Source organism: Pseudomonas sp. 32A, from assembly GCF_052682255.1.
Genome location: NZ_JBQYLY010000001.1, coordinates 2,189,640 through 2,207,219 on the forward strand (window position 1 = coordinate 2,189,640; position 17,580 = coordinate 2,207,219).

The following is a 17,580-nucleotide window of genomic DNA, read 5'->3' on the forward strand; positions in this document are numbered from 1 at the left end:
CCCGAGGAAGCAAGCCGATGCGCCATACCCGTTTCAAACCCGCCCGCCGCCAAGGCGGTTTCACCTTGCTGGAAATGCTCGCGGTGATCGTGTTGCTGGGCATCGTCGCCACCATCGTGGTGCGCCAGGTAGGTGGCAACGTCGACAAGGGAAAATACGGCGCCGGCAAGGCGCAACTGGCCAGCCTGAGCATGAAGATCGAGAGCTACGGCCTGGACGTCGGCTCGCCCCCCAAGAGCCTCCAGCAATTGGTCGACAAGCCTGGCAACACCGCCGGCTGGGCCGGGCCGTACGCCAAGCCCTCAGACCTCAAGGACCCGTTCGGCCATGCCTTCGGCTATCGTTTCCCCGGTGAACATGGCGCCTTCGACCTGATCTTCTACGGTCAGGACGGCCAGCCTGGCGGCGAAGGCTACAGCGCCGACCTGGGCAACTGGGAATAATGCCGGCCCTCCAACGTGGCTTTACCCTGCTGGAGATGCTGGTGGTGATCGTGTTGATCAGCATCGCGGCCGGGTTGGTGGGATTTGGCCTGCAACAAGGCCTGCGGGTTGCCAAGGAGCGCCAGGTGGTCGGGCAGATGGTGGATGCCCTGCGCAGCACCCGGGCGCGGGCAATTGTCAGCGGCACGTCGGCCAAGACCGTCTTCGACTTGGACCGGCTGAGCTTTCAGGCGCCGGGGCAACCCATCAAGCACTGGCCGGCCGACCTGCATGTGACCCTGCACACCGCCGAGCACGCCGGCGCTGCGGTGGAGTTTTACCCCGACGGCAGCTCCACCGGCGGCAACCTGTTGTTGGCCAATGGCACGCGGCGCTGGCGCATCGACGTCGGCTGGCTGACCGGCAGCGTGCAGTCCAAGGCATTGCCATGAAGCGTCAGTCGGGTTTCACCTTGCTGGAAATGCTCGCAGCGCTGACCCTCATGGCGATCTGCAGCACGGTGTTGCTGGTCGCGTTCGGCCAAAGCGCGCGCTCGTTGTTGCAGGTGGCCCACAGCGACCGCCTGACCCATACCGCCTTGAGCGTGATGGATCAGGAAGCGTCGGGCCCCCTGGCCAGTGGCGTGCGCCAGGGCGAGCTCGACGGCATTGCCTGGCAACTGCGCGTCGCCCAGCAGCCCACCCGCATCGGTCAGCCACATTTGTTTCGCCTCGATCTCAGCGTCAGCGAAGGTCCGCGCCACGCAAATTTCAGTACCTTGAAACTGCGCGCCAGCCGCGACGGGAGCCTCCAGTGAAGCAGCAGCGGGGCTTCACGTTGCTCGAAATCATGATCGTGCTCAGCCTGCTGGGCGTGTTGTTGACCCTGGTGGGCGGCGCGCTCCTGGGAGCCAATCGTGCAGTACTCAAAGCGCAGCGCTACACCGTCAGCCTGGATGAAAGTCGCGCCGCGCAACAGTTCCTGCGCACGTCCATCAGCGAGGCGCTGCCCCTGGACGTGACCGAGGACGACAGCCAGACCAACGGTTTTTTTGTCGGCGCTCCCCAGCGCCTGCAATTCGTCGCGACCTTGCCGGGCGTGCTCGGTGGCGGCATCCAGCGTTTCACCTTGCAGTTGCGCGAGGGCGAGTTGCAAGTGGCGTTCGCCCGGTTTGAGACCGGCGCCCAAGCCAGCGTGCCGGCCACCCGCAGCGAGCCGCAGGTGTTGTTGAAGAACGTCGACGACCTGCAATTCAGCTATCGCGGCCTGTCGCCCAAGGGTCAGGCCACCGGTTGGATCAGCGACTGGCAGTGGACCAAACGCCTGCCTTATGCGGTACGCATTGCAGCACGGGTCAACGGGCCGGTGCCGTGGGTCACCCAAGTGGTTGCCCTGCGGCTGAACCTCTCCGGCGGAGAATCAGGCGAATGAGGCGTCAGCGCGGCGTTGCGCTGCTGCTGGTGCTGTGGGTGCTGGCGTTGCTCAGCCTGCTGCTGGGCGGCCTGGCCGGGTGGGTACAGCTGGAAAGCCGCCAAGCCCTATGGCATCGCCAGCATACCCAGGCGTTGCTGGCGGCGGAGGCGGGTGTGGCGTTGGCCATGCAGGCCCTGGCCGACCCGCTGCAACGCAAGCAATGGATCGCCGACGGCCGCGAAATGCCCCTGGTATTTGATGACGCACAGCTCCACGTAAGCCTGCACAGCGAGCGCGGCAAACTGTATTTGAACAGCGCCGAGACGGCCGACTTTGCCCGCCTGGCCCTGGCCTGCGGCGCCACCCAGGCCCAGGCCAGCCGGCTCGCCAGGGACCTGGAAGTGCGGCGCAACGCAGGCCTGGCGCCGTTCCGCGTGGTGGAGGAGGTGCGGCAATTGCCCGGCATGACCCAGGCGCTGTACAGCCGGCTGGCCCCGGAAATCAGTTTGTGGAGCGGCCTGGACCGGCCCGATCCCGCCTTCGCCAGCCCCTTGATGCGCCAGGCGCTGAACCTGCCCCGGCAGAGCGCGGTAGGGGCCGACCCCGGTGACGTGCTGGTGATCGACAGCCGCGCACAACGCCCCGGCGGTTACCACGCCCGGTTACGAACCACGGTTTTATTGAGCCCATCGGAGGGAAGCGCACAACCTTATCGGGTGCTGCGTTGGCAAGAATGAATCCATACTTTTCGGCGCCAGTGGCGCGCCTTCAACAGCTGGCCGAACCGCTCACCCGGCGCTGGCGCGGCAGCCTGCTGCAAGTGGGCTGGCGCCTGTGGCTCAAGGAGCTGCGTGGCTGCCTGCCGGCATGGCTGTCGGTCCGTGACATCCCCGAGCACCGCTACCACTGGCCGTTGACCGAGCCGGTGGCAAAACCTGCCGGCGAAGTGCGCCAGGTGCTGGTGCTCGCGCCCTCGGCGGTGCTGCTGCAAACCCTGCCACTGCCTTTGGCGGCCGCGCGCAACCTGTCGACGGTGGTGGGTTATGAACTGGACCGCTTTACCCCGTTCGAGGCTGAACAGTTGTACTTCGTGGCCCGTCAGGAGCGGCGCAGCGCCACGCATGTGCAAGTGACCCTGGTGGCGATTCTGCGGGAGCGACTGGATCAAATCCTGGTGGACTGCGCTGCCCTCGGTTTGCAACCCCACGCGGTGGATGTAGAGGGTCCTATGGGCATCGATTTGCTGCCGGCGCCGTTGCGCCCACGCCAACGCCCGGCGGGGAAGGGTTTGCAACGCAGCCTGCCATGGCTGTGCGGTGCCTTGCTGATCGCCGCGATGCTGCTGTGGCTCAACGACCGCCAGCGGGTGCTCGATGTCATGCGTGAGCAGGTGCAGCAGCAAAAAGCCCAGGTCGCCGAGGTCCAGAGCCTGCGCCAGCAACTGCTCAATACCCGTGGCGCTGCGCAGTACCTGATTCGCCGCAAGTCGGCACAACCGCCGTTGGCGGCGCTGCTCAACGAACTGACCGCCTGCCTGCCCGCCGACACCTGGATCGACCAGTTGGAGGTCAACGACGGCGCCGACGTGTCCTTCTCCGGGCAAAGCGCCAAGGCGAGTGCCCTGATCACCCGGATCAAGGCCTGCCACAGCCTGGAAAACCCCCAGTTCGAAGGGGTGATCCAACCCGATGCGCAAACCGGCAAGGATCAGTTTTCCCTGCGCGCCCACTTGCACCAGGAGGCCGCCGATGCGCCGACCACTGACACCCCGTGAACGTCGCGGCGCCGCCTTGCTGGTCCTGGCGCTGGTGCTGGGCGGCGGTTACTGGCTGCTGATCGACAGTTGGTTCGCCGGGCCGTTGCGCGCCATGGGCGAGCAGGCCGAACAGCTGCGCGAACAACAGCAACGCTATGCGGGCCTGCTGCACCAGGGCGCCGCTCTGCGTGAGCAACTGGAACAAGCCCGCCAGGACCCGGCCAGCAGCACCAGCCTGTTGCCGGGAGATGACCCCAGCGCCGTGGCGGCGGACCTGATGCAGCGCATCGCCGACCTGATCAACAGCCGCGCCGGCCTCGGCGGCGGCTGCAGCCTGACCCAGCGCATGCCCATCACCCCGGAGCAGGACGACACCGAACCCTATCGCCAGGTCAAAGTCAGCCTGACCCTCAACTGCGCCATCGAACCCCTGACTGCGATCCTGCATGAGCTGGAGTACCAGCGACCGTTCCTGTTCGTGGATGAAATGAGCGTCCGTCGCGGTCCGAATGCCCCCGCCAGCGGCGGTGCCGGAAAGCTGGTGGTGCACCTGTTGGTGCGCGGTTATCTGCAACCGGCAGCCGCCACGCAGGCCCGCCGATGATCAATTCATTGCGCCCCCTCGAGTGGGGATTGCTCGGTGTGGCCGGGCTGCTGGGCCTGCTGATGGTGGGCATCTTGAGCAGCATCGGCGATGCGCCGCAGTGGCTGGACGAGCCTGCCTCCGCCGCGCGCGCCAATGCGTCAGCCAAGGTTCACGTGGCCCCGAGTGCGACCCTGGAAAGCCTCGCCGGCACCTGGCAGGCGCCGCTGTTCAGCGCCGACCGCAGCCCCGATGCCGCCGTGGGTCAGGCCGAGATTTCCAGCCTGTCGAGCCTGAAGCTGACCGGCGTGCTGCTCGACGGCGACCTGCGCGTCGCGTTGCTCAAGCCCGCGGACGGTCCGCCACTCAAGGTCCACCAAGGCCAGACCCTGCCCAACGGCTGGCGCCTGGAACACCTGACACCGCTGCACGCCCGTTTTGTACTGGAGGGCCGCACGCAAACCCTGAGCCTCAGCGTTCCGCGTTTGCCGCCGCCGTCCACCACACCCCCGATTTCCCTTCCTCACGAGCCCGCCCCTTGATCGATACTTCCCCTCGCGCCTTGCGCACCACCGTGTTTTGCCTGGCCACCGCCGTCGCCCTGGGCGGCTGTGGGTCATTCCCCGATCACCTCGACCCTGACGATGCCTTGCTTCACGAGGCGATGCAGGGCACCGGTTCGCAACGGCCGCCCGAGGACCCGGCCAGCGAGTCGTCTGCGGTCGACAGTCGCCAACCCCAGACGCCCACGCCGCCCCAGCGCCAGTTGATTCGCGGTAACCAGCAGTTCGTGCGCCAGCCCGCACCGGCGCCGGCGGTCAAGGATGAAGCCAGTGGCGACATCGTGTTCAACTTCGCCGACCAGCCGATTGAAGCGGTGATCAACAGCGTCATGGGCGACCTGCTGCACGAGAACTACAGCATCGCCCAGGGCGTGAAAGGCAACGTAAGCTTTTCCACCTCAAAGCCGGTGAACAAGAAACAGGCGCTGTCGATCCTTGAAACCCTGCTGTCCTGGACCGACAACGCGATGATCCGCCAGGGCCAGCGCTACGTGATTCTGCCCGCCAACCAGGCGGTGGCGGGCAAGCTGGTGCCGGAAATGAGCGTGTCGCAACCCTCCAGCGGGCTCTCGGCGCGGCTGTTTCCGTTGCGCTATATCTCGGCCACGGAAATGCAGAAACTGCTCAAGCCGTTTGCCCGGGAAAACGCGTTCCTGCTGGTGGATCCGGCGCGCAATGTGTTGAGCCTGGCAGGTACGCCGGATGAGCTGGCCAACTACCAGGACACCATCGACACCTTCGATGTCGACTGGCTCAAGGGCATGTCGGTGGGCGTATTCGGTTTGCAACGGGCTTCGGTCGCGGAGTTGATGCCCGAGCTGCAAAAAATGTTCGGCCCCGACAGCGGCATGCCCCTGGCGGGCATGGTGCGCTTCCTGCCCATCGAGCGGACCAATTCGGTGGTGGCGATCTCGTCCCAGCCGCAGTACCTCAGCGAAGTCGGCGACTGGATTCACACCATCGACGAAGGCGGCGGCAACGAGCCGCAGATGTACGTCTACGACGTGCGCAACATGAAGGCCACGGACCTCGCCAAATACCTGCGGCAGATCTACGGCACCGGCGTGATCAAGGACGATACGCCGGCCAAGGTGGCGCCGGGCCTGCGCACGGCGACCTTGTCGTCACTCAATACCAGCGGCGGCACCTCGGGTGGCCTGAACAACAGCGGCAATAACCCGCCCGTCAGCGACGACGAAGACCAGGCCCCGGCCGCCAGCGAAGACAATGAAAGCACGGAGCAGGGCGCTGCCGAAGGCACGACCGGCAAAAGCCTCGACGCCGGCACCCGAATCACCGCGCAAAAAAGCAGTAACCAGTTGCTGGTACGCACCCGACCGGTGCAGTGGAAGGAGATCGAATCGGCGATCAAACGCCTCGACAACCCGCCGCTGCAGGTGCAGATCGAGACGCGCATTCTCGAAGTCAAACTCACCGGCGAACTGGACCTCGGCGTGCAATGGTACCTGGGACGTCTGGCGGGCAATTCTACCAGCACCACAGTGGCGAATACCCCAGGCAGCCAGGGCGCCCTGGGCGGTGGCGGTGCGGGATTGGGCGCGGATTCGCTGTTCTATTCCTTCGTCAGCTCCAACCTGCAAGTGGCCTTGCACGCCCTGGAAACCAACGGCCGCACCCAGGTGCTGTCGGCGCCGTCGCTGGTGGTGATGAACAACCAGCCCGCGCAGATCCAGGTGGGTGACAACATCCCCATCAGCCAGACCACGGTCAACACTGGCAACGCCGACAGCACCTTGAGCAGCGTCGAATACGTGCAGACCGGGGTGATCCTCGACGTGGTGCCGCGCATCAACCCGGGCGGCCTGGTGTACATGGACATCCAGCAACAGGTCAGCGACGCCGAGAACCAAACCACCAACAGCAGTGACACGCCCAACAACCCGCGCATCTCCACACGTTCGGTGTCCACCCAGGTGGCGGTGCAAAGCGGCCAGACCGTGTTGCTCGGCGGGCTGATCAAGCAGGACAACGCCGAGAGCGTCAGTGCGGTGCCGTACCTGGGGAAAATCCCCGGGCTGCGCTGGTTGTTTGGCAACACCAGCAAGTCCAAGGACCGCACCGAACTGATCGTGCTGATCACACCGAGGGTGATTACCAGCAGCGGCCAGGCACGGCAGGTGACGGATGACTATCGCCAGCAGATGCAGCTGTTGCGGCCGGTGAACTAATTCGCGCTACCGGTTGGGAGTCTGGATTTTTGCTTCTGTATCCTGGTCAATGATCTCGCGCAGTGTCTGGAAAATCGGCTCGGCGCTGGTGTGTTTCTTGCCATAGGCCAGATTGAAGGCGTAGTCGAAGTCGGGCGGGTTCAGGCCCTGGTTGTGTTGCAGCAGGGTCTCCAGTTTGTCCAGGGCTTTGACTGCCTTGGCCTCGGCGGACCGGGCGTTTTCGTAGTCGTCCCACAGGGCCAGAATCTCGGCCCGCAACGGCTCATCCAGTGCTCGGGTCAGCAACAGCAGGTCGTCGTGTTCTTGCTGGCTCTTGTTGGGGAACTGCGCTTGCTGGACCGCCGGGATGTCGCCGTGGAGGGCCTCTCCCAGGTCGTGGATTACGCACATCTTGAGGATTTTCAGCAGGTCGAGGCCGGCCAGTTCATCCCCGAAGGTAATTGCCATCAGGCACAGGCGCCAGCTGTGTTCCGCGGTGCTTTCGGTGCGGCCGGAAGAGGTGTGCGCGCTTCTGAGCACGTCCTTGAGTTTTTCCGCTTCGCGCAGGAAGTCGAGGCGGCCCTTGAGTTTTTCGATGTCCATGAATCTGCCCCGGCAGGGTCGCGGTTAAGGATTCAAGACTAGGCGCGGTGGTGCGAAGCGTCCACGCATAAAATATGCGCCGGGGAGTTAGAGCGTCTCGACCAGCCGCGCGGCGGTGCCATCGCTCAGGGGGATGCGGGTCCAGCGGCACAGGCTCTGGCGGATCGGTACAACCGTGGAGTCGTTGGTGCCGGTGATGAACTCCAGGGCCGGCGGGGCGAGGCTGTCGCGCCAGCCCGAGTCATCCAGCGCGGACTCCATACGCAGGATTTCCGGCGTCACGAAGCGCCACAGTGAATGCCCCAGAAGGTCCGCCAACGGGCTGCTGAACTCGGCGGCACGGGAGGCCGAGCAAGCCAGCAGACGGTGGGTCAGGTCACACACCAGGTGCATCGGGCGCGGGCTTTCCTTGACCAGCCGGGCGAGGGCCTGATCGGCGGCGGCTTCCAGGCGTGCGGCCAGCAACTGTTCAAGTTGTCGGTGCGCCGCAGGCTCCATGGCCTGCACGCCACTTTCCCAGCGGGAAATGGTCGACTGGGTGACGTGGAACAACTCGGCGGCGTGAGTCTGTTTGACGCGGTGCAGCAGACGCCATCGTCTCAGCGCAATGCCGGGCAGGGCAGGCTTGAGCAACAGGTCGGACATTTTTCACATTCCGGGGAAGGCGGTGAGGGCGGGTAGTGTGAGGAATGCAGGGGCCGCTGCGCAAATCTGTTGGATCAGCGGAGCGGCCCGGCGCGTCTCAGCCCTTGCGTTGCAGGGTGTGATAACCCAGCACTGCCCGCGCTTCCCTCAATGATTTGCCTTCATCGAGCAATCCCCGGATACGTGCTTCCACCGCTTCAATCGAGCGTGCACAGGCTGCCACTTCATGGGCCCGCTCACGCGGCACGATCACCACGCCGTTGGCGTCGGCGACCACGATGTCCCGGGCGCACACCCGGGCCTGGCCGATGGACACCGGCTGGTTTACCGCTTCCACTTCAACCCGGTCCTTGCCCGTGCGCATGAACCGGCCCTTGGTGAACAGCGGGTAGCCGTCGCCCAGGGCTTTGCTGACGTCGCGGCACACGCCATCAATCACCGTCGCGGCGATCCGCTGGCTGCCGGCGTACTGGGTCATGATGTCGCCCCACACCGTGCAGTCGGTGCGCCCGTCATTGTCGATCACCACCACATCGCCTTCGGCCACGTCATCGATAAAGTCGCCTACGGTGCCCGGCGGGGTGCTGGCGCTGACGTAGCGCACGGTAAAGGCCGGGCCGACCACCACCTGGCGATAGTTGTCCAGGGGCATGATTCCCAGGCACTGGCCGGGCAAGCCGAGTTTGTCCAGGGCATCGGACACGCCCGGGGTGTCCAGGCCTGCAAACAGGGCAACCAATTCTTGGTCTTGGGGCGACATGGGTAACTCCTCGTGGGGTGACAAATCAGGTCGGTTGGCTGGAGGCCGGGCGGGGCTCGGCAATGGTCAGCAAAATGATGAAGCTGATGAACGAGCCGATCGCCAGCCAGGCGAACACGTAGTTCCAGCCGTAGTTGTCCAGCAGCAGGCCGGTGATGAAGGGCGTGGCGGCGGCGCCCAACTGGCCGATCATGTTCACGATGGCGTTGGAGATCGGGAAGGTCTTCTTGGTGGTCAGGCCCATCGGGTAGACCATGTAGGACGAGAAGCCGAGGCTCAGCACCACGCCGGTCAGCATCAGCAGCAAGCCGTAGGGCAGGGGCTCGGCCGGTGAATTGATCAGCAGGTACATCATCAACGAGGTGCCGACGGCCGACAGCAACATGCCCGGCTTGCGGCGCCCGCCCATCAGGCGGTCCGAGCAGAAACCACCCAACAGGTTGCCCAGCACCGCGCCCACCCAGGGCGCTGCCGAGACCAGGCCCATGTTCATGATCGAGAACTGCTTGACGGTCATCAGGTAGGTGGGAATCCACGCCAGCAGCACGCTGGAGACGCCGAGCTGAAAGCAGTAGCTGGTGGCGCAACCCCAGATGTTCCACGACTTGAACACCTGGCGGTTGGTTTCCAGAGGCTTTTCATCGCGGGTGCGGATGACCCGGTCGAGCCTCTCAACCCAGGCCGGCGTCTTGTGCACGCGGGCGGTCTGGCTGATTGCCGTGTCCTCGACGATGTACTGCAGTTCGGCCGGGTTGACGAAGCGGCTGCGGGACGGATGGTCAGTGACCAGGAAGTACCAGACCACCGCCAGCACGATGCCCGGGATCGCAAAGAAGTAGAAAATCTCGCGCCAGCCCCACACCGAAATGATCACGGCGCACAGCGGCGGCACGATCACCGGTCCGAACTTCACGGCCGACAAAAAGATCCCCGACGCGGTGCCTTTTTCCCGTGCCGGAAACCAGTTGTTGATGGTGGTGGTCATGCTGATGGGCAGCGGGCCTTCGGCGATGCCCAGTCCCAGGCGATAGAGTTTCAGCGCCAGCAGTGAGCTGGCGGTGCCTACCAGGCCGGTCAGCAACGAGGTCAGCACCATGGCCCCCGGCAGGATCCGGCTGACGCCAAAGCGCCCGAAGGCAAAGCCCGACGGCAGTTGTGCCAGGGCGTAAGCCAGCAGGAACAGGCTGACCAGGCCGCCGGCCTGGGCATTGCTCATTTCAAATTCCTGGCGAATAAACGGCAGCGCCACGCCGAGGTTGGCCCGGTCGGCTGCCGCCACGGTGTAGATCAGGAAAATCAGCGCCGCAACCACCCAGCGGTATTGGCTGCGCACAGCGGGTTTTATGACTTCAGGCATAGACATGAGGGCGGACCTTGTTGTTGTGAGTGTTGTCCTGTTCGGCCCCAATCTTAAGAAGGGCCGAACGCCACCATTAGCGATATTTATCTATGTGAACTCATCACTTTTTTTCTTCGATCAGCAGTTTGCTGCAGAAGCCGCGGATTGCCTCGCACGCCTGGCGCAACGACGCATCATCCAGGGCATAGGCGATGCGAATGTAAGGCCCCAGGCCAAAGGCGCTGCCGTGGACCACAGCCACATTGGCCTCATCCAGCAGCGCCAGGGCGACATCTTCATCGCTGTGCAGTACCCGGCCCCCCGCCGAGGTACGCCCGATCAGCGCCGCGCAGGAGGCGAAGGCATAGAACGCACCGGCGGGGCTGATGCACGTCAGGCCTGGCGTGTCATTCAGCAACTTCACCATCAAGTCCCGGCGCGCCTGGAACACCACGCGGCTGTCGCGGATAAAATCCTTGGGGCCTTCCAGCGCGGCAAGTGCCGCTTGTTGCGAGACCGAGCAGGCGCCAGAGGTTTGCTGGCCTTGCAGCTTTTCCATGGCCTCCAGCAACCAGCGTGGGCCGGTGGCGAAACCGATGCGCCAGCCGGTCATGGCGTAGGCCTTGGACACGCCGTTCATGGTCAATGTACGCGGTGCCAGCCGGGGTTCAACCTGGGCCAGGGTATGGAACACCTGGCCGTCAAAGATCAGGTGCTCGTAGATGTCGTCCGCCAGGATCAGCACCTGCGGGTGGGGCAACAGCACTTCGGCCAGCGCCCGTAGCTCGCCCTCGCTGTACACCGCGCCGGTGGGATTGGACGGTGAATTGAGGATCAGCCAGCGTGTTTGCGGGGTGATTGCAGCGGCCAGGGCCTCGGGTGTCAGCTTGAACCCACTGTCGGCATCGCAAGTGACGATGCGCGCTTCGCCGCCGCACAGTTGCACCATCTCGGGGTAACTGACCCAGTACGGCGCGGGCACGATCACCTCGTCGCCTTCATTGAGGGTGGCCGCCAGGGCGTTATAGATCACCTGCTTGCCGCCGTTGCACACGAGGGTGTCCTGCCAGGACACGTCCAGGCCGTTTTCGCGCCGGAACTTCGCCGCCACCGCCTCCCGCAGGGCCCGCGCACCGGCCACCTGAGTGTAGCGGGTATGCCCGGTTTCGATGGCCTGGATCGCAGCCTCGCGGATATGCGCCGGGGTGTCGAAATCCGGCTCGCCGGCACACAGCGAAATAATCTGTGCGCCTTGTGCCCGGCGTTCGGCGACGCGGTCCATGATGCGATAGGTGGCGGACGGTTGTGCGCTGGCCAGGCGCGGGTTCAGCCGCTGGATATCGGCGCTCATCGGGTGATCGCCTCAAACTGTGCGTCGTGCATCACCTCGACCACCGAACGCCCGCTGCGCACCGCCTGTACCATGCCATCCTGGCGGCGGGCGATGCGCTCGCCCAGGTCCAGGACCTTTTCGATCACCGCCTGGGGCACGAACACCGTGCCGCAGGTATCGGCGATCACGTAGTCGTCCTCGCTGACGCTCACGCCAGCAACGTTGAGCGTCACGCCGGCGTCGAGCTGCACCACGCGGTTGCGCGCGCTGATCATGGTCACGCCGCGTCCGTACACCGGATAGCCGATGGCCTCGCTGCCGTCGATATCGCGGCTGAAACCATCAATCACCGTGCCGCGTATCTGTTTGCGGGCTGCGGCGTTGGCGATGATGTCGCCCCAGCAGGAAATGCCCTCGATACCGCCGGCAATCACCAGCACCCGGTCGCGGGTTTCGACCTGTTCGATCACCGGCGTGATCAAGTGCACGGTCGGAGCGATGTCGGACTTGGGGCCGAGCAGTACGGTACTGGCGCGGCCAACGATCTTCGGGCAGTTCCACAACGGGCGCAGGCCCACGGTGGCGCCTGGCAGGCCGAGGAAGTCGAGGGCGTCGGACACGGTGTTGGTGTCCAGTGCGGCCAGGCGATCGAGCAAACGGTCAGGGGTCATGGGCAAGCCTCGGGTGACGGAGGCGGCCAGTGTCAGTCAGTGGCTATGATAGGTATATTACGAAGTACAGAAGCCTTGCATACGCTTAACCTATGGATAAAGCCATGATCAATTTTCGCCTGATTCGCCACCTCTGGTTGTTCCTTGCGGTGGCTGAGGAGCAGAACTTCGGCCGTGCGGCGAAGCGCCTTGGCATGTCCCAGCCACCGCTGAGCGAGCAGATCCAGGTGCTGGAGCAGGCGCTCAAGGTCAAGCTGTTCGACCGCTCCCGACGGGGGGCCAAGCTGACTCCGGTGGGCGCGGCGATCCTGCCGGCGGTGCGTAAGTTCGCCGAGCAGCTGGAGCGTCTGGAACTCGCGGTGGAGGAAGCGGTGGCGGGGCAGTCGGGGATGTTGACCATTGGTGCGATTTCCACGGCGATGTTTGATGTGCTGCCGGGGTTGATTGAGCAACTGAAGCTTGATTATCCGCAGCTCACGGTGTCGGTGCGGGAAATCGACAGCGTCGAGGCGTTGCCGGCGCTGGAGGCCGGGGATATCGACCTGGCGTTTGCTCGGTTGGATGGTGACCTTGGGGCTTCGGTGCAGTCATTGCCATTGACGGAGGACCGGCTGGTGGTGGCGTTGCCGGCGGATCACCCGTTGGCGAGTCGTACGCGGATCAGTTTGTCGAGCCTGGCGAATGAGCCGTTGGTGATGTTTTCGCGCAACGTCAGTCCGGTGTATTTCGACAATTTGATCGCGACCTGTCGTGCCAGCGGGTTTTCGCCTCGGGTGCTGCATGAAGTGCGGTCGGTGGCTTCGCAGATCGCGTTTGTCAGCTATGGGCAGGGGATTGCGTTGGTGCCGGCGTCGTTGAAGAAGCTGGCGCCGGCTAATGTGGTGTTTCGTGGGTTGAGTCAGAAACTCAATGTGGTGACTACGGCTGTCGCGTGGAATACCCAGCGGCCGAATCCGGTGGTGGAGGCGGTGATTGCGCGGTTTCGCTAGGGGTTGGGGTTGAGTACATATCCGTTATTTAGGTAACGGCCACCTATGGTTTCGCTCTTACAGCGACTCACTTTGGAAAAGCCCCAAAGTAAGCAAAGGGCTCTGCCCCGCCTGTCGGCGCCTCGCTGGGGCTCGGCGTTCCCTCACTCCGGCATTGCTCCGCGGGCCGCCGCGACGGGCCATCCATGGCCCGGCGCGGCTAAACCGGCGTCCTGCCGGTTTACCCGCTCCGCAATACCTGCGTTCGGCCTCGGGCTGAATGGGGCAGTCAGATCAAAATCAAAATCAAAAGCAAGAGCAAGAGCAAGAGCAAGAGCAAGAGCAAGAGCAAGAGCAAGAGCAAGAGCAAGAGCACAGCGGCCTCCCGGCCGGCTTGAGTGTTAAAAGCAAAAGCAAGATCCAGAGCGAAAGCCAAATCAGAAGCTGATGTAGCTCTGCTTTTCTGTGGGAGCTGGCTTGCCTGCGATGCAGACAACTCGGTGTATCAGGCAGACCTAGTTGATGCTATCGCAGGCAAGCCAGCTCCCACATTTGACCGCCAGATCAAAAGCCAGAGCGAAAACAAATCTGCTTTTCTGTGGGAGCGGGCTTGCTCGCGAAAAACCTGAGAGCGCCGCGTTCATCCAGAATGCCCGCGTCATCGTTAGCGACCTTCGCGAGCAAGCCCGCTCCCACATTTTTGACCGTGCCCGCTTTAGCTTTTGATTTGGCTTTTGCTCTTCAACACTCAAGCCGGCCGGGAGGCCGCTGTGCTTTTGCTTTTGATCTTGATCTTAGGCGCCCCGTTAACCAGGCTGGCCGAACGCAGGCTTTGGAGCGTGGGTAACCTGGCAGGACGCCAGGTTAGCCGTCCTGGGCCAGGGATGGCCCATGACGGCGGCCCACGGTCCAAAGCCGGAGTGAGGGCACACCGAGCCTAGGCGAGGTGCCGAGTGGTGGGGCAAGAGCGTTTTGCTTACTTTTGCGCTCTTCAAAAGTGAGCCGCTGTAAGAGCGGAACCAATAGCGGCCGTTACCGAAGAAACGGATATGCACCCGACCCGATCAGAACCCCCGCCCCCTAACATTGCCCCCACCCCAGAACACTCAAGTGCGTACCGATTAACGGTCGCCTACCGATGCTGAAACCGGGGCAACGAAGCAATCCGCATCTTCGGTTCCTGCAACCTGGCCAGGTCACTGGCAATCTGCGCCCGCCAAAAGTGCGCCCCGGCCAACTGCGCATCCACCCACGCCTGGCGCAGCAACACCTTGGCCTTGTCCACCGACCCATACTGGGCCTGGCGCAAGATCAACTGTGCCTTGATCCGCAACATCTGCGGCACGAACCAATGCTCATGCCGCCCCAACGCCAATTGCAAGGTGTCTTCCAACACCTCCAGCGCCAGCTTCTCCAGCCCCAGCCGCGCCAGGCCCAAGGCGTATTCACAGCGCAGCAAGCTATACAGCTGGCTGTCTCCCTGCCCACTCAAGTGATGCAACGCCTCACCCAACAGCGGCACACCTTCCTCAGGCGAGCCCTGGCGAATCAGCAGAATGCTCTCGAAACACAACCGAAACTGGCGCCAGATATGCAGGTCTTGTTGCGTGGTGCTGCCCTGCAGCAAGCCCAGGTAATAACGCACCTTGGGCAGGTTGGACGCCAACAGCGCCAGGGGAATCGCCCCCAGGCACAGGGTGTACCAGAGGGTCGCGGGGTGATCGAGGGTGATGGCTTCATCGACGCAACTGCCGATCAGGCGCAGCGCCGGGTCAACATCGCCTTCCAGCAACTGCACCTTTGCCTTGAGGCAACGGGCGGCGATGCGCTGGTCGAAATGCACGTCGATAATGTGCGAGCGCGGCGCCGACGGTGACCCCAGTGCCTCGTCGATATTCTGCCGGGCGCCGGCCAGGTCGCCCATGTGAAACAACGCCACCGCACGCATGCGTTTACCCAGCAGTTGCTGGTTGCCGCTGTGGCTCAGGCTGATGTAGCGCTCGGCCAGTTCCAGCGCTTCGGCGTACTGGTTGCAGCCGCAGCGGTCACTCCACAGGCCCCACAGCGCCCGCAGTTTGTGCTCGGCATCGCCCAGGTCGCGGGCGTCTTCGCGCACCTGGCGCCAGGCTTCGCGCATCGGCCCGCCGGTGCCGTAAGTGAGCATCAGCACGCTGGCCAGGGCCGTTTGCAACAGCATGCGCTGGCGTAGCGGCAGCGGGGTGGTGTCGGCGCTGGCCAGGCCCTTGTCGACCCAGGTACGGCACTCGCTGACCAGCGACAGGCGCAGCCACAACGGCACGCCGCCCAGGGTCAGTTCGATGCCGGTGGGCAGGTCGCCCGAAGCTGAAAAGGCCCACTCCAGTGCGGCGCGAATCGTGTTGATTTCCGGGCCGTAGAGGCCAACCCAGGTCTCGGGAGAAAGGCTGTCGAGGGTCTGCCCGGCTTCCTGCAAAACCTCGAGGGCATACCGTGCATGACGCTGACGGGTGGCGTCGGCTTCGCCGTGTTCGTTGAGTTTCTCCAGGGCGTAGGCGCGGGTGGTTTCCAGCAGGCGGTAGCGCTTGAGCAACTGCGATTCACCGGCGATCAGCAGCGACTTGTCCATCAGGCTTTCCAGCAAGGGCAGGGCATTGCGGGCGTCGAGGGTGCTGCTGGCGGTCATGGCCTTGACTGCGTCCAGGGTGAAGGAACCGGTGAACACCGCCAGTTGACGCAACATGGCCTGTTCGTCGCCGGTGAGCATCGAGTAGGTCCAGTCCAGGGTCGCGCTCAGTGAACGATGGCGGGCGAGGGCGGTGCGTCGGCCGGTCATTTGCAGGCGGAAACTGCCGTCGAGCAAACCCACCAGGTCCTGGATGCCGAAGGTGCGCACCCGCGCCGCGGCAATTTCGATGGCCAGGGCATTGCTGTCGAGCTTGCGGCAGATGGCGCTGGCGGCGGCGACGTCGGTGTCCTTGAACACAAAGCTCGGGTCGAGGGCCTTGACCCGTTCGATAAACAACGCGATGCCCGACCAGGTCATGGCTTGCTCGGCGCTCAGGTTTAAGTCTTCGTCCGGTACCAGCAGAGGTGCGAGGTCGTGCACCCGTTCACCTTCGGCCCGCAGCGGTTCGCGGCTGGTGGTCAGCACGCAACACTGGGGCGCGCAGCGCAGCAGCACTTCGACGGCGTCGGCGGTGGCTTGCAGCACGTGCTCGCAGTTGTCGAGCACCAGTAGCAACGGGCTGTTGGCGAGCATCGAGGCCACGCTTTGCAAGGGGTCGTCACTCACGCTTTGAATGCCCAGTGCGTTGGCGAGCATGCCGGCCACCCATTGGCCGCTGGTGGCGGGGGCCAGGTCGACGAAGCACATGCCCTGGTGAAAGCGGCCCTGCAGCAGTTGCGCCACGGCCAGGGCGACTGTGGTCTTGCCGATGCCACCGGGGCCGGTGATGGTCACGAAGCGCTGGCTCAGGAGCTGGTCAGCGAGGCTCAGGATCAGTTGTTCGCGGCCAATCACCGTGATGGGCGGCGGTTGCAGGTTCGGTGCCTCCACGGTCGGGGCGGGCACCAGCGCCTGGGCGATGGCACCTTCACTCACCGCCTGCATCGTCACCGGCGCGACAAACCGGTAACCCCGGCCCGGCACGGTGACGATGTAGCTGAAGTTGCCGTCATCCCCCAACGCCCGGCGCAGGGCAACGATCTGTGCGCGCAGGTTGCATTCCTCCACCACCACCTTGGGCCAGGCGAAGGAGATCAGTTCGGACTTTTCCAGCAACTCGCCAGCCCGGCTGGCGAGGGCGATCAGCAAGTACAAGGCGCGGCTGCCGAGGGTCACCGGCTCGCCGTTGCGCAGCAATACATGCTGGCGCGCCAACAAAAGAAAGGGGCCAAAACCGATAGCATTCTCGGTGTGGTCCGGGGCCTGGGGGACGAGGTCCGTGAAGGACACTGCGGGGTATTTGCTCGAACTCATCAATTTGTCCTTTTTTGTAGTCGGGCTTGTTATTGGCGATCAGGCCATTCGCCCTTTTGGGTGCTTACGTGCGGCAGCAGGCTTGGAGAGTTGAAGTCGATCAAAAAGGTGAGAATTGCCGCCCTCCTTTGGGGCATGGACATTGTTATAGGGCGCGGGGCCGTTGGGTGTCAGGCGATGAGACTGTTTCAATTCAGAAACATTTTATTACTAGAAAACCTGATGTAGCAGAATGTATGCCAGTTGGCATGTAACGAAGATGACAACAACCGTATGAAATTTATGGTGATTTCTGAGGTCGCCGAAGGCGGTCGGAGAGGAATGTTCGGAAAGGCGAATATTTCTAATTGTGTCGTTCGGGATGCCGAATAAAACGGCGATGGCTGTGGCGAGCGGGC

At 63.8% G+C, this 17,580-nt stretch carries 17 protein-coding genes; 10 read left to right on the plus strand and 7 right to left on the minus strand.

All coding sequences use genetic code 11. From position 1 onward, the window contains the following. Window positions 1–17: 17 nt before the first annotated feature. The 9 genes from gspG to gspD are packed head-to-tail and all read left to right on the plus strand — an operon-like array spanning window position 18 to window position 6,926. On the plus strand, window positions 18–443 hold the full coding sequence (gene gspG / locus ACUN0G_RS10085; RefSeq protein ID WP_017478966.1) for a type II secretion system major pseudopilin GspG: 426 nt from the start codon (window positions 18–20) through the stop codon (window positions 441–443). Next, window positions 443–874, plus strand: coding sequence for a GspH/FimT family pseudopilin (locus tag ACUN0G_RS10090; protein ID WP_258344813.1), 432 nt, complete (start codon window positions 443–445; stop codon window positions 872–874). Before gspG ends, ACUN0G_RS10090 begins: the two co-directional genes overlap by 1 nt. Next, window positions 871–1,239, plus strand: coding sequence for a type II secretion system protein (locus tag ACUN0G_RS10095; protein ID WP_445573265.1), 369 nt, complete (start codon window positions 871–873; stop codon window positions 1,237–1,239). The genes ACUN0G_RS10090 and ACUN0G_RS10095 overlap by 4 nt, the downstream gene beginning before the upstream one ends. Beyond that, window positions 1,236–1,853: a prepilin-type N-terminal cleavage/methylation domain-containing protein gene (locus tag ACUN0G_RS10100; RefSeq protein WP_445573266.1), complete on the plus strand. Its 618-nt coding sequence runs from the start codon at window positions 1,236–1,238 to the stop codon at window positions 1,851–1,853. Before ACUN0G_RS10095 ends, ACUN0G_RS10100 begins: the two co-directional genes overlap by 4 nt. Beyond that, window positions 1,850–2,572 (plus strand): type II secretion system minor pseudopilin GspK, encoded by a 723-nt coding sequence (locus ACUN0G_RS10105; RefSeq protein WP_445573267.1) that lies wholly within the window; start codon window positions 1,850–1,852, stop codon window positions 2,570–2,572. Before ACUN0G_RS10100 ends, ACUN0G_RS10105 begins: the two co-directional genes overlap by 4 nt. Next, entirely contained in the window at window positions 2,569–3,609 is a 1,041-nt protein-coding gene (locus ACUN0G_RS10110; RefSeq protein ID WP_177027103.1) for a PilN domain-containing protein, read from the plus strand. The genes ACUN0G_RS10105 and ACUN0G_RS10110 overlap by 4 nt, the downstream gene beginning before the upstream one ends. After that, entirely contained in the window at window positions 3,584–4,195 is a 612-nt protein-coding gene (gspM, locus tag ACUN0G_RS10115; RefSeq protein WP_023659000.1) for a type II secretion system protein GspM, read from the plus strand. The genes ACUN0G_RS10110 and gspM overlap by 26 nt, the downstream gene beginning before the upstream one ends. After that, a complete protein-coding gene (locus tag ACUN0G_RS10120) occupies window positions 4,192–4,716 on the plus strand; it encodes a hypothetical protein (protein ID WP_445573268.1) in 525 nt (174 codons plus the stop codon). The genes gspM and ACUN0G_RS10120 overlap by 4 nt, the downstream gene beginning before the upstream one ends. Next, complete coding sequence (gspD, locus tag ACUN0G_RS10125) at window positions 4,713–6,926, plus strand: type II secretion system secretin GspD (protein WP_445573269.1); 2,214 nt, start codon at window positions 4,713–4,715, stop codon at window positions 6,924–6,926. Before ACUN0G_RS10120 ends, gspD begins: the two co-directional genes overlap by 4 nt. A 6-nt stretch (window positions 6,927–6,932) precedes the next feature. Here gspD and ACUN0G_RS10130 read toward each other — a convergent pair whose 3' ends face one another. The 6 genes from ACUN0G_RS10130 to ACUN0G_RS10155 form a co-directional block, all read right to left on the minus strand. Continuing rightward, entirely contained in the window at window positions 6,933–7,508 is a 576-nt protein-coding gene (locus tag ACUN0G_RS10130; protein ID WP_445573270.1) for an HD domain-containing protein, read from the minus strand. Window positions 7,509–7,595: 87 nt separating this feature from the next. Continuing rightward, window positions 7,596–8,153 carry a helix-turn-helix domain-containing protein gene (locus ACUN0G_RS10135; protein ID WP_017478976.1) on the minus strand — a complete coding sequence of 186 codons (558 nt, stop codon included), beginning with the start codon at window positions 8,151–8,153 and terminating at the stop codon, window positions 7,596–7,598. 97 nt (window positions 8,154–8,250) lie between these two features. After that, on the minus strand, window positions 8,251–8,913 hold the full coding sequence (locus ACUN0G_RS10140; protein WP_093198880.1) for an RraA family protein: 663 nt from the start codon (window positions 8,911–8,913) through the stop codon (window positions 8,251–8,253). Window positions 8,914–8,938: 25 nt separating this feature from the next. Further along, complete coding sequence (locus ACUN0G_RS10145) at window positions 8,939–10,276, minus strand: MFS transporter (RefSeq protein ID WP_256576936.1); 1,338 nt, start codon at window positions 10,274–10,276, stop codon at window positions 8,939–8,941. A 97-nt stretch (window positions 10,277–10,373) separates the two neighbouring features. Continuing rightward, window positions 10,374–11,603 carry a pyridoxal phosphate-dependent aminotransferase gene (locus ACUN0G_RS10150; protein WP_445573271.1) on the minus strand — a complete coding sequence of 410 codons (1,230 nt, stop codon included), beginning with the start codon at window positions 11,601–11,603 and terminating at the stop codon, window positions 10,374–10,376. Beyond that, a complete protein-coding gene (locus ACUN0G_RS10155; protein ID WP_445573272.1) occupies window positions 11,600–12,256 on the minus strand; it encodes an RraA family protein in 657 nt (218 codons plus the stop codon). The genes ACUN0G_RS10150 and ACUN0G_RS10155 overlap by 4 nt, the downstream gene beginning before the upstream one ends. A gap of 104 nt (window positions 12,257–12,360) precedes the next feature. On the opposite strand from ACUN0G_RS10155, the gene ACUN0G_RS10160 reads away from it, so the two are divergent. Next, entirely contained in the window at window positions 12,361–13,245 is an 885-nt protein-coding gene (locus ACUN0G_RS10160) for a LysR family transcriptional regulator (protein WP_076016066.1), read from the plus strand. Between the two features lie 1,111 nt (window positions 13,246–14,356). Here ACUN0G_RS10160 and ACUN0G_RS10165 read toward each other — a convergent pair. After that, window positions 14,357–17,182: an ATP-binding protein gene (locus ACUN0G_RS10165; RefSeq protein ID WP_445573273.1), complete on the minus strand. Its 2,826-nt coding sequence runs from the start codon at window positions 17,180–17,182 to the stop codon at window positions 14,357–14,359. Window positions 17,183–17,580: the final 398 nt, after the last annotated feature.